Genomic DNA, 17449 nt, shown 5'->3' on the forward strand with positions numbered 1-17449 from the left:
CGAGCGGGAGATCGTCGTCAGTGGGCCGGCTTGAGCGGAAGCAGCGCGCTGATGCGGAAGCCGCCGCCGGGGCGCGGCCCCGCGTCCAGCGTGCCGCCGACCATGCCGACCCGCTCGCGCATGCCGATCAGACCATGACCGCGCCCGTCGGCGCCGCCGTCCTCGTACATCTCCTGCGGTGCGCCGCGACCGTCGTCCTCGACGAGCAGCCCGAGGCCGTCGTCGAAGTAGACGAGGCGGACGCTCGCGCCGACGTCCGGCCCGCCGTGCTTGCGCGTGTTGGTGAGGGCCTCCTGCACGATCCGGTACGCGGTGAGCTCGACGCCGCTGGGCAGCGGGCGCGGGCTCCCCTCGATCGCGAAGTCGACGGTGAGTCCGGCGCCGCGGACCTGCTCGACGAGGTCCTCGATCTGGCCCACGTCGGGCTGCGGCACGTACTCGCCGGCCTCCTGGTGCTCCCCGGTGCGCAGGATGCCGAGGAGGCGGCGCATCTCGGCGAGGGCCTGCCGGCCGGTGGTGGAGATCGTCTCCAGGGCCTGCTTGGCGGTCTCCGGGGAGGAGTCCATGACGTAGGCGGCGCCGTCGGCCTGGACGACCATCACCGAGACGTTGTGCGCGACGACGTCGTGCAGCTCGCGGGCGATCCGGGCCCGCTCGGCGGCGACCGCGACCTTGGCCTGCGCCTCGCGCTCCTTCTCCAGGCGGGAGGCCCGCTCCTCCAGCTGCGCGAAGTAGGCGCGGCGGGTGCGGAGCGAGTCGCCGAGGACCCAGGCGAGCGCGAACGGCACGGTCATGATGACCGTGAAGAAGATCTGGGCCGCGACGGAGGTGAGGTTCTCCGTGTTCCAGCTCAGCTGCGAGAGCGTGGAGGCGGAGAGTCCGCCGACGAGGGCGAGGCGGGAGGCCCAGCGGGGTCCGTCGTGCGCCGCGACGGTGAAGATGATCACCAGCATGGCGAAGTCGGCCAGGAACGGCATCATGCCGAAGACGAGCTGGAAGACGCCGAGGCCGACCGTGAGGAGCAGCATCTTCTCGGGGGCACGCCGGCGCAGGGCCACGACCAGGGAGAAGAGCGCGGAGACGACCCCGTAGGCGACGGGCCGGTCGACCCCCGGGTAGGTCGTCGCCACCCACAACAAGGAGAACCCGAGGAGGACGACGGCCCAGAAGGTGTCGACGCCCGTCGGGTGTCTGCGGATGAAGTCGTAGAGGCGCTGCACGTCACCCAGAGTAGGGACAGCGAGATGGTGCAGGGATCAACCGTGGGGTCGATCCTTGGTGACGGGCCCGTACTCCCCGAGGTGGAGACTGGGGCCCGTGACGGATGACGTGACGGGTGAGACGTGTCAGTGGCAGGGGTGGCGCGAGGCCACGGAACGGGCGCTGTACGGCCCGGGAGGCTTCTATCGGCGCCCCGAGGGTCCCGCGGGGCACTTCCGCACCTCGGTCCACGCGTCGCCGCTCTTCGCGGGGGCCGTGGCCCGGCTGCTCGGCGAGGTCGCCGAGGAGCTGGGGACGCCCGAGGTCGCGCTGGTGGACGTGGGCGCGGGCCGGGGCGAGCTGCTCACGGCGGTGCTCGCGGCGACCGCCCGTACGGACCTCGTGGTGCGGGCGTACGCGGTCGAGCGCGCCGCCCGCCCGGCGGGGCTCGACCCGCGGATCACCTGGACGGACCGGCTGCCGGGGTCGGCGAGCGTGCGCGGGCTCCTCTTCGCGAACGAGTGGCTGGACAACGTGCCGGTGGACGTGGCCGAGGCGGACGCGGCGGGCGTCGCCCGGTACGTGGAGGTCCGCGCCGACGGTGCGGAGCGGCTCGGCGCGCCCGTCGCGGGCCCGGACGCGGAGTGGCTGGCCCGCTGGTGGCCGCTGCGGGAGCCCGGCGCGCGGGCCGAGATCGGGCGCCCCCGGGACGAGGCGTGGGCGGCGGCGGTGGGCTCGCTCGCGGCGGGCCGCGCGGTGGCCGTCGACTACGCGCACCTACGGGACTCCCGGCCGCCCTTCGGCACGCTGACCGGCTTCAGGGCCGGCCGCGAGGTGCCGCCGGTCCCGGACGGCAGCTGCGACGTGACGGCCCACGTGGCGGTGGACGCGTGCGCGGAGGCCGGCCGGGAGGCGGGCGGGGAAGCCGCTGCCGAGCTGGTCACGCAGCGGGAGGCCCTGCACCGGCTCGGGGTGTCCGGGGGCCGGCCGCCGCTCTCCCTCGCCTCGACCGATCCCGCCGGATACGTCCGCGCGCTCGCCTCCGCCGGCGAGGCCGCCGAGCTGACCGCCCGCGGCGGCCTGGGCGATTTCCACTGGCTGACGCAGAAGGTTCCGCCCGCCACCGGGTGAACCGTGGGGCAGGGGATACTGTCCCGCATGACGGAGACGACGGTCGGAATCGGCGGCGCGGCGGAGAGCACCGACATGGTGCTGAACATCGGACCGCAGCACCCCTCGACCCATGGCGTGCTCCGCCTCCGGCTCGTGCTCGACGGCGAGGTGGTCCGGCAGGCCGAGCCGGTGATCGGCTACATGCACCGCGGTGCCGAGAAGCTCTTCGAGGCCCGTGACTACCGGCAGATCATCATGCTGGCCAACCGTCACGACTGGCTCTCCGCCTTCTCCAACGAGCTCGGGGTCGTCATGGCCGTCGAGCGGATGCTGGGCATGGAGGTCCCCGAGCGCGCCGTGTGGACCCGTACGCTCCTCGCCGAGTTGAACCGGGTCCTCAACCACCTCATGTTCCTCGGCTCGTACCCCCTCGAACTCGGCGGGATCACCCCGGTCTTCCACGCCTTCCGGGAGCGCGAGGAGCTCCAGGCCGTGATGGAGGAGGTCTCCGGCGGCCGGATGCACTACATGTTCAACCGGGTCGGCGGCCTCAAGGAGGACCTGCCCGCGGGTTGGCTGGGGCGGGCGCGGCAGGCCGTCGCGGACGTGCGGTCGCGGATGGACGTGTACGACCGGCTGGTCCTCGGCAACGAGATCTTCCGGGGCCGTACGCGCGGGGTCGGCGTCCTGTCGCAGGCCGCGGTCCACGCGTACGGGGTGTCCGGGCCGATCGCCCGCGCCTCGGGCGTCGACTTCGACCTGCGCCGCGACGAGCCGTACCTCGCCTACGGGGAGCTCCAGGACACCCTGAAGGTCGCCGTGCGCGAGGAGGGCGACTGCCTGGCCCGCTTCGAGTGCCTGCTCGAGCAGACGCACAACTCCCTGGACCTGGCGGACGCCTGCCTGGACCGGATGGCCGAGCTGCCGCAGGGCCCGATCAACCAGCGGCTTCCGAAGGTGCTGAAGGCGCCGGAGGGCCACACGTACGCCTGGACCGAGAACCCGCTCGGCGTCAACGGCTACTACCTGGTGTCCAAGGGCGAGAAGACGCCGTACCGGCTGAAGCTCCGCTCGGCGTCCTTCAACAACATCCAGGCGCTGGTCGAACTGCTGCCGGGGACGCTCGTCGCCGACATGGTGGCGATCCTCGGCTCGCTGTTCTTCGTCGTCGGCGACATCGACAAGTAGGCCGCGGCCCTCCCCCCGGTCCGGGGGTCGGGTGCGTCGTCAGGCGCGGCGCATGACGACGAAGTCGCGCTGCTCCTTGCCGGGGCGGAGGCGGTCCACGACCGTCCAGCTCCAGCGCGCGTACCGGTCCGTCAGTTCCGGGACGTCGAGGGTCATGAGCAGGGCCTGGCCCGGCGGGCCGGCCGCGAGCAGCTCGTCGTGGAGGGACCGGCCGATGCCCTGGCCCTGCCGGCCGGGCGCGACGACCAGCTCGACGAGTTCGAAGGCGGGTTCGGCACCGGACAGGTCGGTGGCGGTCCATCCGGCCGTGAAGCCGAGCAGGGCGTCGTCACCGTCGAGAGCCGCGACCGCGCGGAAGTCGTGCCTCCGCGCGGCGTTGCCGAGCAGCCGTTCCACGGTCCGTACGGCGCCGAGCGGGGTCTCGTGCCAGGGGGATCCGCCGAAGGCCTGGGCGCACAGGGCGATCAGTTCGTCGCGGCGCCGGGCCGCCTCTGCCGCCGTGAGGGGGGCGAGGCGGTACGTCACTGGCTGACCGCGCCGCGCAGTTCGGCCACGTCGATCTGCTCGGTCTCGTCGTGCGCGGTCAGGTCGATGACCTCACCGATCGCCCGGGGCGGCACCGGCGCCGGCGTCGGGAGCGGGGCGAGCGGGACGAGGAACGGGGTCTCGGCGGCCAGGGCCTCTTCGAGGACCTCCTCGCCCACGACGTCGGCGAGGTCGGTGTTCTGCACGGCCTCGATGGCCGCCGCCACCTTCTGCGCACCGAAGAAGTCGAAACCGCCCTCGGGGCGCGGGACGGGCCTGCGGGCCGCGTACGGCACGATCGCCGCGGCGGCCTGGACGGCGGGCAGGGGCGCGATCCCCGTCGGAGGGACGGGCACGGCGGGCGCGGCGGGCGCGGACGCCTCGGCGTCCGACGGCGCGGGCGCGGCGGGCAGTGCCGCCTGTGCGGGGGAGGGTCCGAGGGCGGGGGCGGCCGTACGGCTGTGCTGCTCGGTGCCGGCGGCCGCCGCGTGCTTCCCCTGCGGTTCCTCCGTCTCGCGGGCCCGCTCGGCGAGGTCCCGCGCGCGGGCCGCCTCGGCGGTGCGACGGGCATGCTGGGCCGCGGCGTTGCGCGGGAGGTCGCGCAGGGCCTGGGCGGCCTTGCGGTACGCCTCCGGGGTGGGCGTGGACCCGGCGGCCGGCAGGGCCTTGGCCTCGGCGCCGGTCGCGCCGCCTGCCGCACCGGTCGCTTCCAGGGCGAGGACGCGGCGGCCTTCCAGGGCGCTGGCCCGCTCGGTCTCGGCGGTGGCGTACCGGCGGAGGAGGTCGGCGTGCTCGCCGCGCAGCGCGGCGAGTTCGACGCGCTTGGCGCGGAGCTTGGCGTCGAGCCGGGTCCGCAGGCCGCGGGACTCCTCCAGGTCGGACTCCAGCTCGGCGACCCGCTCCTCGGCCTTCCACTGGTCGGCGGTGCGGGCCCGGCTCAGCTCGGCGACCTTGGCGCCGGCGCTCCGGTCCCAACTGCGCATGAGGACGGCACCGGTGACGGCGGCCGCCGCGGCGACGACCGCGAGCAGCCGCACGACCAGCAGGTCGCCGGGCAGCCAGACGACCGCGGCGCACACGACCGCGGCGCCTGCGACCGCGGAGGGCGGCAGCAACTTGTGCAGAGGCGGGGAATGGCGGTGGCGTCCACGTGGCATGGCCTGAAATTTACCGTGCGTAGGTGCCATGTGGGGTGTCGGCCCGGCAATCTCTTGGCCACTTCTCGCCACCGGAAGTGGTGATGAACCCTTCCGGTTCCGTTTCGGGCCGACTTCCCCCACCCGGTCCCTACTTGTTGAGCAGCCCCTTCGCCGTCAGATACTCCTTCGCGACGTCCTCCGGCTTGGCCCGCTCGGCATCCACCTTGCGGTTGAGTTCGGCGAGATCCGCTGTGGTGAGCACCTTGGTGATCTTGTCGAGGGCGGCCGCTATCTCCGGGGCGCCGGCGTCCTTGGCGTTGACCACGGGCAGCACGTTGTCAGCGTTCTGCAGCTTCTTGTCGTCCTCCAGGAAGACGAGCCCGAAGCTGTCGATCGTGGCGTCCGTGGTGGTCGTCAGGACCAGCTGGTCCACCCCGTCCTTGACGGCCTGCTTGGCCTGCGGGGTCCCGACCCCCTTGGGGTCGATGCCGGTCACGTCGATCCCGTACGCCTTCTTCAGGCCGGGCGCGCAGAACGGCCGTACGGCGCATTCGTCACCGGCCGCGATCTTCACCTTGAGCTTCGCGCGACCGAGATCGGAAAGCGTCTTCAGCTTGTTCTTCTCGGCGAATTCCTTGGTCACCGCGAAGGCGTTCTGATCGACCGCCTCACCGACCGCGAGAACCTTCAGGCCGCGCGGTTCGGCGAGCTTCCGCAGCGCCTCGACCGTGGCGGCCGCGTCACCGGAGGCGACCGGCTTGTCCTCGGGCGCCTTCGGGCCGTTCACCTTCGCGTTGAGGAATTCCGCGATCGTCGCCGCGTATTCCGGTACGACGTCGATCTCGCCGCTCTCCAGCGAGGGCTCGTACAGCTCGCGATTCTTCACGGTGGTGATGGATACGGAGTATCCGGCGGCCCGCAGCGACTGGGCGTACAGCTCGGCCAGCACCTTCGCCTCGGTGAAGGCGGCCGCGCCGACGACCAGCGAGCCCTTCTCGGCGCCCGCGGGCGCGTCGCCCGCGCTGCCGGAGTCCTTCTTCTTGCCGCCCTCCAGGCTGTCACCGCCGCACGCGGCGAGCGAAACGGCCAGCGCCGTCGCCCCCAGCACCGCACCCGCGATACGCGAGACCCTGTTCACAAGACCACCCATCTCCGTCATCAGCTCAGCAAGTCGTTCAGCCGTGCAGTCGTTTCTGTTCTTCGGCTTTTCGGCGCTTCAGTTCGTCAGGTCTTCATCCCGCGCGCCCTCGCCGGGCCCGACAGGAGCCGGTCCGCGCCCGCGAGCACCGCCTCCACCAGGAGGGCGAGCAGGGCCACGAGCACGGCGCCCGCGACCACTTGCGCGGTGTCGTAGAGGGCGAAGCCGGCCGTGATGATCCGGCCCAGGCCGCCCTGCCCGACCATGGCCGCGACCGTCGCCGTGGCGATCACCTGCACCGCCGCCGAGCGCACACCGGTCATCACCACCGGCCGCGCCAGCGGGAGTTCGACGCGCAGGAAGAGCTGGCCGCCCGTCATCCCCATGCCCCGCGCGGCCCGCACGGCGGCCCGGTCCACCTCCCGCATCCCCACGTACGCGTTGGTGAGGAGCGGCGGTATCGCGAACAGCACCAGGGCGACGACGGTCGGCACGTAGCCGGCGTTCCGCAGGGGCGAGACCATGAAGAGCGCGAGGACCGCGAAGACGGGCACCGCCCGCCCCACGTTGGACACGTTCACCGCGAGCGCCCCGCCCCGGCCGAGATGGCCGAGCCACAGCCCGAGCGGCAGCGCGATCGCCGCGGCGATCAGCAGGGCCGCCCCGCTCACGTACACATGCTCCGCGAGACGCTGCCCTATGCCCTCCTCGCCGGTCCAGTGCGCGCCGGTGGTGAGCCAGGCCCAGGCGTCCGTCACGATGCCCATCTCACGCACCCCCCGGCGCGGTCCGTATCCGGGCCCACGGCGTGAGGAGCCGCTGGAGGCCCAGGAGCAGCAGGTCGGCGGTGACGGCGAGGAGCACGCACAGCACGGAGGCGGCGAGCACCTGCGCCTTGAAGAAGGTCGGCAGCGCGTCCTCGATGAGATTGCCGAGCCCGCCGCGGCCGACGACCGAGCCGACCGTCGTCAGGGCGATCGTGGAGACCGTCGCCATCCGTATGCCGGCCATCAGGACCGGCAGCGCCAGCGGGAGTTCGACCTGCCACAGCAGTCGCCACGAGCCGTACCCCATGCCCCGGGCGGCCTCGCGCGTCTCGGCCGGGACGGCGTCGAGCCCGGCCAGGGTGTTCCGCACGAGGATCGTCAGCGCGTACAGCACGAGGCCCGTCACGACGAGCGCCGCCGAGAGCCCGAAGACGGGGAGGAGCAGCGAGAACATGGCGAGCGACGGCACGGTGTAGAGCAGGGTCGTCAGCCCGAGGACCGGGCCGGCGAACCGCGGTTTGGCCCGCACGAGCAGCGCCAGCGGCACCGCGACGAGGAGCGCGAGGAGCACGGACACGACCGTGATTCCCACATGCTGGAGGGTCGCCTCCGTCAGTTCCTCGCTGCGCGTGCGCAGGTACTCCCCGCATATCCAGTCGTTGGTGACCAGACAGTTCGGTGTGCTCATCCGCCCCTCCCCCCGGGTCGTCCGCTCGCTCCGAACGTATGTCTGACGACCCTAACCCCCGCCACCGACAATCACCTGGATCCGCCACAATGCGGCAACACGCCCTTCACACACCCCCGGTGTCCAGGGGTAAGAATGGGGAACCATGATCCGGTTCGAGAACGTGACCAAGCGGTACGAGGACGGCACCACCGCCGTGGACGACCTCTCCTTCGAGGTCGCCGAGGGCGAACTCGTCACCCTGGTGGGGCCGTCCGGCTGCGGCAAGACGACCACGATGATGATGGTCAACCGGCTCGTCGAACCGACCTCCGGCCGCGTCCTCGTCGACGGCCGCGACATCGCCGACGTCGACCCGGTCGCCCTGCGCCGCAAGATCGGCTACGTCATCCAGCAGGTCGGGCTCTTCCCCCACCGCACGGTCCTCGACAACACCGCGACCGTCCCCGCCCTCCTCGGCTGGAAGAAGGCCGCCGCACGCGCGCGTGCCGCCGAACTCCTCGACCTCGTCGGCCTCGACCCGGCCGTCTACGGCTCCCGCTACCCCGCCCAGCTCTCCGGCGGACAGCGCCAGCGCGTCGGCGTCGCCCGCGCGCTCGCCGCCGACCCGCCCGTCCTCCTCATGGACGAGCCCTTCGGCGCCGTCGACCCCGTCGTCCGCGAGCGCCTCCAGAACGAGTTCCTCGCGCTCCAGGCCACCGTCCGCAAGACCGTCCTCCTCGTCACCCACGACATCGAGGAGGCCGTCCGCATGGGCGACCGCATGGCCGTCTACGGGCACGGTCGCATCGAGCAGTTCGACACCCCCGCCACCGTGCTCGGCTCCCCCGCCACCCCGTACGTCGCGGACTTCGTCGGCAGCGACCGCGGCCTCAAGCGGCTCGCCGTCACCCCCGTCACCGAGGCCGACCTCGACCCGCTCCCCAAGGGGACCACCGAGGCGGAGGACGGCGCCCCCGCCCCCGTACCCCTCGGGACCTCCCTCAAGGACGCGCTCGCCGTACTCCTCCAGCACGACACCGGCCACCTCACGGTGACCGGCGCCGACGGCCGCCCCCTCGGCGTCCTCACCCCGGCGGGAGTCCACGGCGCCCTGCGCAGGGCCGCCGTCGAATGACCGTCAGGACGCGCTGAGCCGCCCGGCCATCCAGACGAGACCCGGCGGGATCTCCCGGTTCCACGTGTTGAAGTTGTGGCCGCCGCTCTCCAGCGTGATCGACGAGACCCGCGCCGGGCTCTTCACCTTCTTGACGAACTCGCGGGTCCCCTTCAGGTTGCCCTCGCCCTGCTTCGAGGTCGTCACCAGGAACGACGACTTCCCCTGCGGCAGGTGGTCCAGGCTCCACAGCAGGTCCCCCCGCTTGCGCAGCCGGTCGTCACCGTGGAAGAGGTCCCCCGTCGTCACGTCCTCCGCCGCCTTGTAGTACGCCGAGAAGCCCGCCCCCGCCGCGTACCGGTCCGGGTGGTGCAGCGCGATCTTCAGCGCGCAGTACCCACCCGTCGAGTTCCCCATGAAGCCCCAGTTCCGGGGCTTCGTCCCCACCCGGTACGTCTCCGAGACCGCCTTCGGCAGGTCCTCCGCGAAGAAGGTCTCCGTCTGCGGGCCCCCGGGGATGTCCACGCACTCGGTGTCCCGCGGCGGCGCCACCGTCGGACGCAGCATCACCAGGATCATCGGCTGCATCTTCCCGGCCTTCGCCTGGGTGTACGCCGTCCTCGGGTACTTCAGCCCCTTGATCAGGTTCTCCGCCGTGCCCGGGTACCCCGTCAGCACCACCGAGGCCGGGAACGTGCTCTTCGCGTATTTCTTCTGGAAGTACTCCGGCGGCAGGTAGACGTAGGCCGGCGAGACGATCCCCGACCGGTCCCCCGCAACGACCACCTTCTGTATCTGACCGCCGACATCCGGCCGGGACCCGCCCGGCACGGTCAGCCCCTGCTTCTCCACCACCCGCAGGTCCTTCGAGCCGGCCGAGTGGTCGACGACCACCCCCATGTCCTGTTCCTGCCCGAAGAGATCCGCCCAGGAGCCGTAGAAGAGGAAAGAACGGTTCGCCGCCAGACCCAGCGCCGCGAACAGCGCCACCTGCGTCACGAGCAGCAGCCCCACCCGCCCCACCACCGCACGCCACCCGCGCCGCGCGAGCCGCGGCCACAGCCACACCGTGGCGAGAAACAGCAGCACGGCCAGCACCACGGCCAGCACGAGGACTTTGTTGCTGGTGAGCCCCATGAGACGACCGAGCCTTCTTTCCAAGAATTTCCTGTGAACCGATGAACCCCGCTCCACGCCACTCCGTCATAGAGAGCGCACAGCCGGTACGGCCCGCCGAACGCGCCGCAGGGCCCGGCCGGAGTCAGAGACCCCTCGCAGGACCACGGGAAGTACGGGAAGCCATGTCTGTCACGGTAGATGGGGACAAATCGCGATTGGTTCCGGTTCGAGTACGCCGGATTCTCCGCGGACCCCGCCCCGAGAAGGTCCCCGCCCTCGTCGGCACCGCCTGCACCCTCGGCGGCTTCATCGACATCGCCGCCGGAGTCTTCCCCCGCTTCCGCGCCAGCCGCATGCACGCCGTCGCCGAAGTCCTCCCCGGCACCCTCGGCCACCTCTCCGCCGCCCTCTCCCTCAGCGCCGGCGTCCTCCTCCTGCTCCTCGCCCACGGCCTCAAGCGACACAAGCGCCGCGCCTGGCGCGCCGCCGTCGTCCTCCTCCCCGTCGGCGCAGCCGCCCAGTACATCTGGCGCCACTCCGTCATCGGCACCCTCTTCTCCCTCGCACTCCTCGCCCTCCTCCTGCGCCACCGCGACGAATTCGCCGCCCTCCCCGACCCGCGCAGCCGCTGGCGGGCACTCGCCAACTTCGTCGTCATGGGCGCCGGATCCATCGCCCTCGGCCTCGTCATCGTCAGCGCCCACCCCCGCCGCGTCGTCGGCGACCCCAGCCTCACCGACCGCCTCGAACACGTCCTGTACGGACTCTTCGGCGTCGAAGGCCCCGTCGCCTACACCCGCGGCGTCGACTGGACCGTCGGCTACTCCCTCGGCGCCCTCGGCATGCTCACCGCCCTCACCACCATCTACCTCGCCTTCCGCCCCGAGCACCCCGCCGCCCGCCTCACCACCGACGACGAGACCCGGCTGCGCGCCCTCCTCGACCAGCACGGCGGCCGCGACTCCCTCGGCCACTTCGCCCTCCGCCACGACAAGGGCGTCGTCTTCTCCCCCAGCGGCAAGGCCGCCGTCTGCTACCGCGTCGTCTCCGGCGTGATGCTCGCCAGCGGCGACCCCATCGGCGACGTCGAAGCCTGGCCCGGCGCCATCGAACGCTTCATGGACGAGGCCAAGGCCCACTCCTGGACCCCCGCCGTCATGGGCTGCTCCGAGACCGGCGGCCAGGTCTGGACCCGCGAGACCGGCCTCGACGCCCTCGAACTCGGCGACGAGGCGATCGTCGACGTCGCCGACTTCTCCCTCTCCGGCCGCGCCATGCGCAACGTCCGACAGATGGTCAAGCGCATCGAACGCAACGGCTACACCACCCAGGTCCGCCGCGTCCGCGACCTCGACGAGGAAGAACTGGAACGCGTCCGCCGCGCCGCCGCCGACTGGCGCGGCACCGACACCGAACGCGGCTTCTCCATGGCCCTCGGCCGCATCGGCGCCCCCGGCGACGGAGACGCCGTCATAGCGACCGCCCACAAGGACGATCCCGACGACCCGGCCCATCCCGGCGGCCCCTACGGCGACCTCAAGGCGATCATCCACTTCGTGCCCTGGGGCCCCGACGGCATGTCGCTCGAACTCATGCGCCGCGACCGCTCCGCCGACCCCGGCATGAACGAACTCCTCATCGTCGCCGCCCTCCAGGCCTCCCCCGCCCTCGGCATCGAGCGCGTCTCCCTCAACTTCGCGATGTTCCGCTCCGCCCTCGCACGCGGCGAGAAGATCGGCGCCGGACCCGTCCTCCGCGTCTGGCGCGGACTCCTCGTCTTCCTCTCCCGCTGGTTCCAGATCGAGTCGCTCTACAAGTTCAACGCCAAGTTCCGGCCCCGCTGGGAACCCCGCTTCGTCGTCTACCGCAACAGCCGCGACCTGCCCCGCATCAGCCTCGCCGCCATGCGCGCCGAAGGATTCGTCACCGTCTCCCTCCCCCGGCCCTTCCCCCGCCGCCGCCCGGCACCGGCCCCGCGCCCCTGCGCGCACATGGTCCCCGCCCCGGCCTCCGCTTCCGTCCCCACTCCGGCCTCCGCTCCCGCCGGGCGCGAGGTCCGCGCCGCCTGATCCCACCCCTGGGCCCTACGCTGGACACATGAGTACGACGATCGACCGGGGCACTGCCCAGGGCCTGCCGGAGTGGGACCGCTGCGCGGTCATGGGCGTGGTCAACGTGACCCCCGACTCCTTCTCCGACGGCGGCCGCTGGTTCGACACCACGGCCGCCGTCAAACACGGCCTCGACCTCGTCGCCCAGGGCGCCGACCTCGTCGACGTCGGCGGCGAGTCCACCCGCCCCGGCGCCAGCCGCGTCGACGAGGAGGAAGAGCTCCGCCGCGTCGTCCCCGTCGTCCGCGGCCTCGCCGCCGAAGGCGTCACCGTCTCCGTCGACACCATGCGTGCCGCCGTCGCCGCCCGCGCCGTCGAAGCCGGAGCCGTCCTCGTCAACGACGTCAGCGGCGGACTCGCCGACCCCGGCATGGTCCCCGCCGTCGCCGCCGCCGAAGTCCCTTTCGTCGTCATGCACTGGCGCGGCTTCAGCCAGGACATGAACAGCCTCGCCGTGTACGACGACGTCGTCGCCGAGGTCGTCGCCGAACTCCGCACCCGCCTGGAGGCCGTCGTCGACGGCGGCATCGCCCCCGAGCGCATCGTCGTCGACCCCGGCCTCGGCTTCGCCAAGCTCGCACCCCACGACCTGGCCCTCGTCGCCCACCTCCCCGAGCTCCGCGCCCTCGGGCGGCCCCTCCTCGTCGCCGCCTCCCGCAAGCGCTTCCTCGGCCACGTCCTCACCCGCGACGGCGCCACCCCGCCCCCCGCCCGCGAGCGCGACGCCGCCACCGCCGCCGTCTCCGCCATCGCCGCCCACGAGGGCGCCTGGGCCGTCCGCGTCCACGAGGTCAGGGCCACCGCCGACGCCGTACGCGTCGCCAGGGCCGTCGAGGGAGCCGCGTGAGCCGCACCACGGACCAAGCGGCCGTCGAAGCCGCCAACACCGCCTTCTACGAGGCGATGGAGACCGGCGACTTCGAAGGCGTCTCCGCCCTCTGGCTCGACGACGGGGCCACCCCCATCACCTGCGTCCACCCCGGCTGGCCCGTCCTCACCGGCCGCGGCGAGGTGCTCCGCTCGTACGCCCTGATCATGGCGAACACGGAGTACATCCAGTTCTTCCTCACCGACCTCAGGATCTCCCTGGCCGGCGCGACCGCCGTCGTCACCTGCACCGAGAACATCCTCAGCGGCGGCCCCGCCGAGGACGGCGCGGAGCTGGGCCCCCTCGTCGGCCAGCTCGTCGTCGCCACGAATGTGTTCCGCAGCACACCGGACGGCTGGAAGATCTGGTCCCACCACGCGTCCCCCGTCCTCACCGAGAACGACGGACCGGACAGCGAGCCTCCGGGCATCGACGGCACGGAACCGTCCTCCTGACCCCGGTCCTGACCCCGGTCCCGACCCCGCCCGATTCCCCCTCCCGCCCGTCGTCCCGACCCCCCTCCCGACCCGCTCATGGCCCCCGAGGGCAAGCGCTGTCGGTCCCCGCAGGTAGATTCGAAGTGGACACCCGGCCGTCCGCAACCGGCTGCGTGGCCACCCGAACTACGACAGCAGGAGTGATTCGCGTGGATCGTGTCGCGCTGCGCGGCCTCAAGGCCCGGGGCCACCACGGCGTCTTCCCCAAGGAGCGCGAGGAGGGCCAGACCTTCATCGTGGACCTGGTCCTCGGCCTGGACACCCGCCCGGCGGCCGCCGACGACGACCTGGCGAAGACCGTGCACTACGGCATCGTCGCCGAGGAGGTCGTCGACGTCGTCCAGGGCGAGCCCGTCGACCTGATCGAGACCCTCGCCGAGCGCATCGCCCAGCAATGCCTCAGCCACGCCGGGGTACAGGAAGTGGAAGTCGTCGTCCACAAGCCGGACGCACCCATCACCGTGCCCTTCGACGACGTGACCATCACGATCACCCGGAGCCGACGATGAAGCCGACCCAGAGTGACCCCACCGTCCAGCCCGTACCGGCCGCCGTCGTCGCCACCGTCGACGCCGCCGACACCACCCTGTCCAACCCCCGCTGGGCCGTTCTCGCCCTCGGCGCCAACCTCGGCAACCGCCTGGAGACCCTCCAGGGGGCCGTCGACGCCCTGGAGGACACCCCCGGCCTCCGGGTCAAGGCCGTCTCCCCCGTGTACGAGACGGAGCCCTGGGGCGTCGAGCCGGGCAGCCAGCCCTCGTACCTCAACGCCGTCGCGCTCGTGAAGACGACCCTGCCGCCCTCCTCGCTCCTGGAGCGGGCCCACGCCGTCGAGGAGGCCTTCCACCGCGTCCGCGAGGAGCGCTGGGGCGCCCGCACCATCGACGTCGACATCATCACGTACGCGGACGTGATCTCCGAGGACCCCGTCCTCACCCTCCCGCACCCCCGCGCCCACGAGCGGGCCTTCGTCCTCGCCCCCTGGCACGACGTGGACCCCGCCGCCCAGCTCCCCGGCCGCGGCCCGGTGGCCGAGCTGCTCGCCGGCCTGGGCAGCGAGGGCGTCACTCCCCGTGTCGACCTGGAACTCCGTCTGCCCGAGTAGTCGTTACGCTTCGTGGCAGACCGCCCACGACCACGACCGACGACCACGTGAAGGACATTCGGTGAAACAACTGCGGCTGAAGGTGCTCGGCGGACTCTTCCTCGTGGCGGGCATCCTCTCCTGGGGCGCGGCCCGCCTGTGGGACTCCGTCGGCACCCTCCCCAGCGTGCCGATCGCCGCACCGATCGTCCTCGCCGTGATCGCGGTCGTCCTCACCGCGACCGCCCTCTCGATCCGCTCCCGCCTCAAGGCCCAGCGCGAGCGCCGCCCGGGCGCCAAGGGCGTCGAGCCCCTGATGGCGGCCCGCGCGGTGGTCTTCGGCCAGGCGAGCGCCCTGGTGGCCGCCCTCGTCGCCGGCATGTACGGCGGCACGGGCGTCTTCCTCCTCGGCTCCCTCGACGTCCCGGCCCGCCGCGACCAGGCCCTCTACGCGGCCCTGGCGGTCGCCGCAGGCATCGCCGTCATCGCGGCGGCCCTCTTCCTGGAGCGCGTCTGCAAGCTCCCGGAGGACCCCGAGAACGACAAGGGCCACGCGCCCGTCTCCTGAAGCCCTGGCTAAGCCCCCAACCGGGTGGCAGGATCCCCCACCGGGGGGGGCAGCCAATGCACGCGAGAGCCGTACGCCGCAAGACGTTCGCCTGGACGACCATGGCCTTTACGGTCGCCTTCTACGTCGGCGGGCTGCTCGTCGCCCTCGGCGACGAGCACGGCGGATTCGGGGTAGGGCTCGTCCTCGCGACGACGGCCCTCTTCTTGTGGGCCATCGGCTGGGACTCCACCTACCGCTACACGGCCACCCACGTCTCCACAACGCACTTCCTCGTCACCACGACCGTCGCATGGCGGGACGTCGCTCACGTCGACAGCGCCGCCGGCCTGGCCCTCCGGCTGCGCGACGGAACGACCCTCGGCTCGGTCGCCTACGGCGACTCCCTCCTCGGTGCCTTCACGGGATACGTGACCCATCGCGGAGCCCAGCGCATCCTGGACGACGCCCACCACGCCACCGCCCGCCGCCCCTCAGGCCCCGTCCCCCGCCACCACGGATTCGCGTGGCGCCGCGGGCTGGTTGCGGCCGCCGTGATCTACTCGCCCATTCTCGCCATCGGAGCCCTGAAGACCTCGCCCCTGCTCTGAACCCGCCTCCTACCAGGGCTCCCGCGCCAGGTGCCCGTTCACCAGGAAGGTGGGGTGGGGGGAGAGTCGGTAGCTGTAGAAGGTGAAGGGTTTCGTGCCGAGGGCGGGGCGGGGGCGGACTTCGTGGACCTGGATCCAGGACGATTCCGGTGGGTCGATGCGGTGGTACTCGGGGGCGAAGGTACCCCGGCTCGCCCAGCGGTCGGAGACGACGAGGTGTGACGCCAGTCCCCTGCCCTTCGGAGTGAAGCGGGCCCCGATGATGACGGCCAGATCCGAGAGAAAGGGAGTATTGGCGCTGACGATCGTGCGGCCTTGCCAGCTCTTGTGGCGGAACCCGTCGCCGTCGGCGTATCCGTCGAGAAACCCGTTGAAGGTATCGATGTCCCGCAGCACCACCCGTGGAAATCGCTGCCGCGCATGGTGGGCGTCGCCGCCGACGAAGTACCTCATCGCGTCGGACAGGTACGAGGAGACCACCCGCACCCGGAAACCGGGCAGGTCCCGCTTGAGGAAGCCGGACGGGCGGGTCACCGCCTCCAGCCGCGAGGGGAGCCCCGTGCAGGCCGTGAGGGCCTCCGCGTACCGGGACGCGAAGCCTCGTCGTTCACGACCAGAGACACGTAGTTCTTGCCGACGGTTCCGTCGGCACAGGTGGCACCCACGAAGTACCCGAACGCATAGCCCGGCCGGATCGTGAACCTCTCGCGGCAGAGCTTCCGCGCCGGCGTCCAGGCGACCACGGCACCGGCGCAGTCCCGGGCATGCGCCCAGCCGTCCGGCGTGGACAGGAGGAGATCCGGACTGGCCATGAAGGTCATGTGATCGGTGACGACTTCGACGGCATCACGAGCCTTGGTGACCGTCACCCCGGCCACTGTCGTCCGCACCGTCCGGTCGCCGTCCAGCGTCCACAGCGCATCGCCACGAGCTACACCCTTGGCCTGGACGCGGCCCCCGACCCGGTTCACCAGCTGCTTGCTCGCAAGCCCGTACCCCATACCGATCCCCTTCGATCAGCGATCAACCTCACTGATCCGGACGGTATGGGGCACTCCCGGCAGCCTGCTACGAGCGAGCCAGTATCAGGGACATGGCCTCGGCCCTTGTAGTAGCGTCACGAAGTTGGCCGCGCACCGCCGACGTGGTCGTCTTCGCACCCGGCTTGCGGATGCCACGGACCGACATGCACATGTGCTCGGCCTCGATCACGACAATCGCGCCACGGGCGTCGAGGATGCGCATGAGCGAGTCCGCGATCTGGGTGGTAAGCCGCTCCTGCACCTGCGGGCGGCGAGCGAAGACGTCGACAAGACGCGCGAGCTTCGACAGTCCGGTGATCTTGCCCGAATCCGCCGGGATGTAGCCGATGTGGGCCACCCCGTGGAACGGCAAGAGGTGATGTTCGCACTGACTAACGATTTCGATGTCCTTCACAAGGACCATCTCGTCGTGCCCGAGATCGAAAGTCGTGGTCAGAACGTCCTCAGGCTTCTGCCAGAGCCCAGCGAACATCTCCTTGTACGCCCGCGCCACCCGCGCCGGCGTCTCCCGCAGGCCCTCGCGGTCCGGGTCCTCGCCGACCGCGATGAGGAGCTCTCGTACGGCGTTCTCGGCGCGCTTCTCGTCGAACTCGCCGATCCTGCCCTCGCCGTCCAGCGTCACCGGGTCGGTCATCTCTGTGCCTCGTTCCGTCTGACTGGTGTGCGCGAAAAGCCGCGCCCCCACAGGCTAAAACCTGTGGGGGCGCGGCATCCA

The 17449-nt window shown here is 71.9% G+C and carries 20 protein-coding genes; 10 read left to right on the forward strand and 10 right to left on the reverse strand.

The features are described 5' to 3' along the window. Positions 1 to 17: 17 nt before the first annotated feature. Positions 18 to 1220 carry a sensor histidine kinase gene (locus ASC82_RS25645; RefSeq protein WP_056652675.1) on the reverse strand — a complete coding sequence of 401 codons (1203 nt, stop codon included), beginning with the start codon at positions 1218 to 1220 and terminating at the stop codon, positions 18 to 20. A 97-nt stretch (positions 1221 to 1317) separates the two neighbouring features. Here ASC82_RS25645 and ASC82_RS25650 point away from each other — a divergent pair, with 97 nt between their 5' ends. Together ASC82_RS25650 and ASC82_RS25655 are read left to right on the forward strand one after the other, a co-directional pair. Next, positions 1318 to 2331 carry an SAM-dependent methyltransferase gene (locus ASC82_RS25650; protein ID WP_242427782.1) on the forward strand — a complete coding sequence of 338 codons (1014 nt, stop codon included), beginning with the start codon at positions 1318 to 1320 and terminating at the stop codon, positions 2329 to 2331. Positions 2332 to 2358: 27 nt separating this feature from the next. Beyond that, positions 2359 to 3501: an NADH-quinone oxidoreductase subunit D gene (locus ASC82_RS25655; RefSeq protein ID WP_056652678.1), complete on the forward strand. Its 1143-nt coding sequence runs from the start codon at positions 2359 to 2361 to the stop codon at positions 3499 to 3501. 39 nt (positions 3502 to 3540) lie between these two features. On the opposite strand, the gene ASC82_RS25660 is transcribed toward ASC82_RS25655, so the two are convergent. From ASC82_RS25660 to ASC82_RS25680, 5 genes are all read right to left on the reverse strand, one after another. Next, positions 3541 to 4026: a GNAT family N-acetyltransferase gene (locus tag ASC82_RS25660; protein WP_056652680.1), complete on the reverse strand. Its 486-nt coding sequence runs from the start codon at positions 4024 to 4026 to the stop codon at positions 3541 to 3543. Further along, on the reverse strand, positions 4023 to 5183 hold the full coding sequence (locus ASC82_RS25665; RefSeq protein ID WP_056652683.1) for a hypothetical protein: 1161 nt from the start codon (positions 5181 to 5183) through the stop codon (positions 4023 to 4025). The genes ASC82_RS25660 and ASC82_RS25665 overlap by 4 nt, the downstream gene beginning before the upstream one ends. A 130-nt stretch (positions 5184 to 5313) precedes the next feature. Further along, positions 5314 to 6315, reverse strand: coding sequence for an ABC transporter substrate-binding protein (locus ASC82_RS25670; RefSeq protein ID WP_199862627.1), 1002 nt, complete (start codon positions 6313 to 6315; stop codon positions 5314 to 5316). Positions 6316 to 6389: 74 nt separating this feature from the next. Beyond that, the gene (locus tag ASC82_RS25675; protein ID WP_056652689.1) at positions 6390 to 7070 is read right to left on the reverse strand and encodes an ABC transporter permease; all 681 of its coding nucleotides are present in this window, start codon (positions 7068 to 7070) and stop codon (positions 6390 to 6392) included. 1 nt (position 7071) lies between these two features. After that, a complete protein-coding gene (locus tag ASC82_RS25680) occupies positions 7072 to 7758 on the reverse strand; it encodes an ABC transporter permease (RefSeq protein ID WP_056652693.1) in 687 nt (228 codons plus the stop codon). A 145-nt stretch (positions 7759 to 7903) separates the two neighbouring features. On the opposite strand from ASC82_RS25680, the gene ASC82_RS25685 reads away from it, so the two are divergent. Continuing rightward, positions 7904 to 8875, forward strand: a complete 972-nt coding sequence (locus ASC82_RS25685) for a betaine/proline/choline family ABC transporter ATP-binding protein (RefSeq protein WP_056652696.1) — start codon at positions 7904 to 7906, stop codon at positions 8873 to 8875. A gap of 3 nt (positions 8876 to 8878) precedes the next feature. On the opposite strand, the gene ASC82_RS25690 is transcribed toward ASC82_RS25685, so the two are convergent. Next, complete coding sequence (locus ASC82_RS25690; protein ID WP_056652699.1) at positions 8879 to 9991, reverse strand: alpha/beta hydrolase-fold protein; 1113 nt, start codon at positions 9989 to 9991, stop codon at positions 8879 to 8881. A gap of 164 nt (positions 9992 to 10155) precedes the next feature. On the opposite strand from ASC82_RS25690, the gene ASC82_RS25695 reads away from it, so the two are divergent. From ASC82_RS25695 to ASC82_RS25725, 7 genes are all read left to right on the forward strand, one after another. After that, positions 10156 to 12042 (forward strand): phosphatidylglycerol lysyltransferase domain-containing protein, encoded by a 1887-nt coding sequence (locus ASC82_RS25695; RefSeq protein ID WP_056652702.1) that lies wholly within the window; start codon positions 10156 to 10158, stop codon positions 12040 to 12042. A gap of 28 nt (positions 12043 to 12070) precedes the next feature. Then, complete coding sequence (gene folP, locus ASC82_RS25700) at positions 12071 to 12931, forward strand: dihydropteroate synthase (RefSeq protein ID WP_056652703.1); 861 nt, start codon at positions 12071 to 12073, stop codon at positions 12929 to 12931. Then, a complete protein-coding gene (locus ASC82_RS25705; protein WP_056652706.1) occupies positions 12928 to 13407 on the forward strand; it encodes a nuclear transport factor 2 family protein in 480 nt (159 codons plus the stop codon). Before folP ends, ASC82_RS25705 begins: the two co-directional genes overlap by 4 nt. Positions 13408 to 13598: 191 nt before the next feature. Next, entirely contained in the window at positions 13599 to 13958 is a 360-nt protein-coding gene (folB, locus tag ASC82_RS25710) for a dihydroneopterin aldolase (RefSeq protein WP_017240053.1), read from the forward strand. After that, on the forward strand, positions 13955 to 14554 hold the full coding sequence (folK, locus tag ASC82_RS25715; RefSeq protein WP_056652709.1) for a 2-amino-4-hydroxy-6-hydroxymethyldihydropteridine diphosphokinase: 600 nt from the start codon (positions 13955 to 13957) through the stop codon (positions 14552 to 14554). Before folB ends, folK begins: the two co-directional genes overlap by 4 nt. 61 nt (positions 14555 to 14615) lie before the next feature. Further along, positions 14616 to 15101, forward strand: coding sequence for a DUF3180 domain-containing protein (locus tag ASC82_RS25720; protein ID WP_056652712.1), 486 nt, complete (start codon positions 14616 to 14618; stop codon positions 15099 to 15101). A gap of 56 nt (positions 15102 to 15157) precedes the next feature. Beyond that, complete coding sequence (locus tag ASC82_RS25725; protein WP_056652714.1) at positions 15158 to 15691, forward strand: hypothetical protein; 534 nt, start codon at positions 15158 to 15160, stop codon at positions 15689 to 15691. 9 nt (positions 15692 to 15700) lie between these two features. On the opposite strand, the gene ASC82_RS31255 is transcribed toward ASC82_RS25725, so the two are convergent. The 3 genes from ASC82_RS31255 to folE form a co-directional block, all read right to left on the reverse strand. Further along, the gene (locus ASC82_RS31255) at positions 15701 to 16225 is read right to left on the reverse strand and encodes a hypothetical protein (protein WP_242427783.1); all 525 of its coding nucleotides are present in this window, start codon (positions 16223 to 16225) and stop codon (positions 15701 to 15703) included. After that, complete coding sequence (locus ASC82_RS31260; RefSeq protein WP_242427784.1) at positions 16222 to 16692, reverse strand: hypothetical protein; 471 nt, start codon at positions 16690 to 16692, stop codon at positions 16222 to 16224. Before ASC82_RS31260 ends, ASC82_RS31255 begins: the two co-directional genes overlap by 4 nt. 67 nt (positions 16693 to 16759) lie before the next feature. Beyond that, positions 16760 to 17368, reverse strand: coding sequence for a GTP cyclohydrolase I FolE (gene folE / locus ASC82_RS25735; RefSeq protein ID WP_056652716.1), 609 nt, complete (start codon positions 17366 to 17368; stop codon positions 16760 to 16762). Positions 17369 to 17449 lie beyond the last annotated feature (81 nt).

This window comes from Streptomyces sp. Root431 (assembly GCF_001426585.1).
Classification (GTDB): Bacteria; Actinomycetota; Actinomycetes; order Streptomycetales; family Streptomycetaceae; genus Streptomyces; species Streptomyces stackebrandtii.

Excerpts from the sequence above, each read along its gene's own strand:
- ASC82_RS25725 (WP_056652714.1), top strand. The coding sequence starts at position 15,158 with ATGCACGCGAGAGCCGTACGCCGCAAGACGTTCGCCTGGACGACCATG.
- ASC82_RS25685 (WP_056652696.1), top strand. The coding sequence starts at position 7,904 with ATGATCCGGTTCGAGAACGTGACCAAGCGGTACGAGGACGGCACCACC.
- ASC82_RS25675 (WP_056652689.1), bottom strand. The coding sequence starts at position 7,070 with ATGGGCATCGTGACGGACGCCTGGGCCTGGCTCACCACCGGCGCGCAC.
- folP (WP_056652703.1), top strand. The coding sequence starts at position 12,071 with ATGAGTACGACGATCGACCGGGGCACTGCCCAGGGCCTGCCGGAGTGG.
- ASC82_RS25680 (WP_056652693.1), bottom strand. The coding sequence starts at position 7,758 with ATGAGCACACCGAACTGTCTGGTCACCAACGACTGGATATGCGGGGAG.
- folK (WP_056652709.1), top strand. The coding sequence starts at position 13,955 with ATGAAGCCGACCCAGAGTGACCCCACCGTCCAGCCCGTACCGGCCGCC.
- ASC82_RS25655 (WP_056652678.1), top strand. The coding sequence starts at position 2,359 with ATGACGGAGACGACGGTCGGAATCGGCGGCGCGGCGGAGAGCACCGAC.
- ASC82_RS31260 (WP_242427784.1), bottom strand. The coding sequence starts at position 16,692 with ATGGGGTACGGGCTTGCGAGCAAGCAGCTGGTGAACCGGGTCGGGGGC.
- ASC82_RS25695 (WP_056652702.1), top strand. The coding sequence starts at position 10,156 with ATGTCTGTCACGGTAGATGGGGACAAATCGCGATTGGTTCCGGTTCGA.
- ASC82_RS25690 (WP_056652699.1), bottom strand. The coding sequence starts at position 9,991 with ATGGGGCTCACCAGCAACAAAGTCCTCGTGCTGGCCGTGGTGCTGGCC.
- ASC82_RS25665 (WP_056652683.1), bottom strand. The coding sequence starts at position 5,183 with ATGCCACGTGGACGCCACCGCCATTCCCCGCCTCTGCACAAGTTGCTG.
- folE (WP_056652716.1), bottom strand. The coding sequence starts at position 17,368 with ATGACCGACCCGGTGACGCTGGACGGCGAGGGCAGGATCGGCGAGTTC.
- ASC82_RS25670 (WP_199862627.1), bottom strand. The coding sequence starts at position 6,315 with ATGGGTGGTCTTGTGAACAGGGTCTCGCGTATCGCGGGTGCGGTGCTG.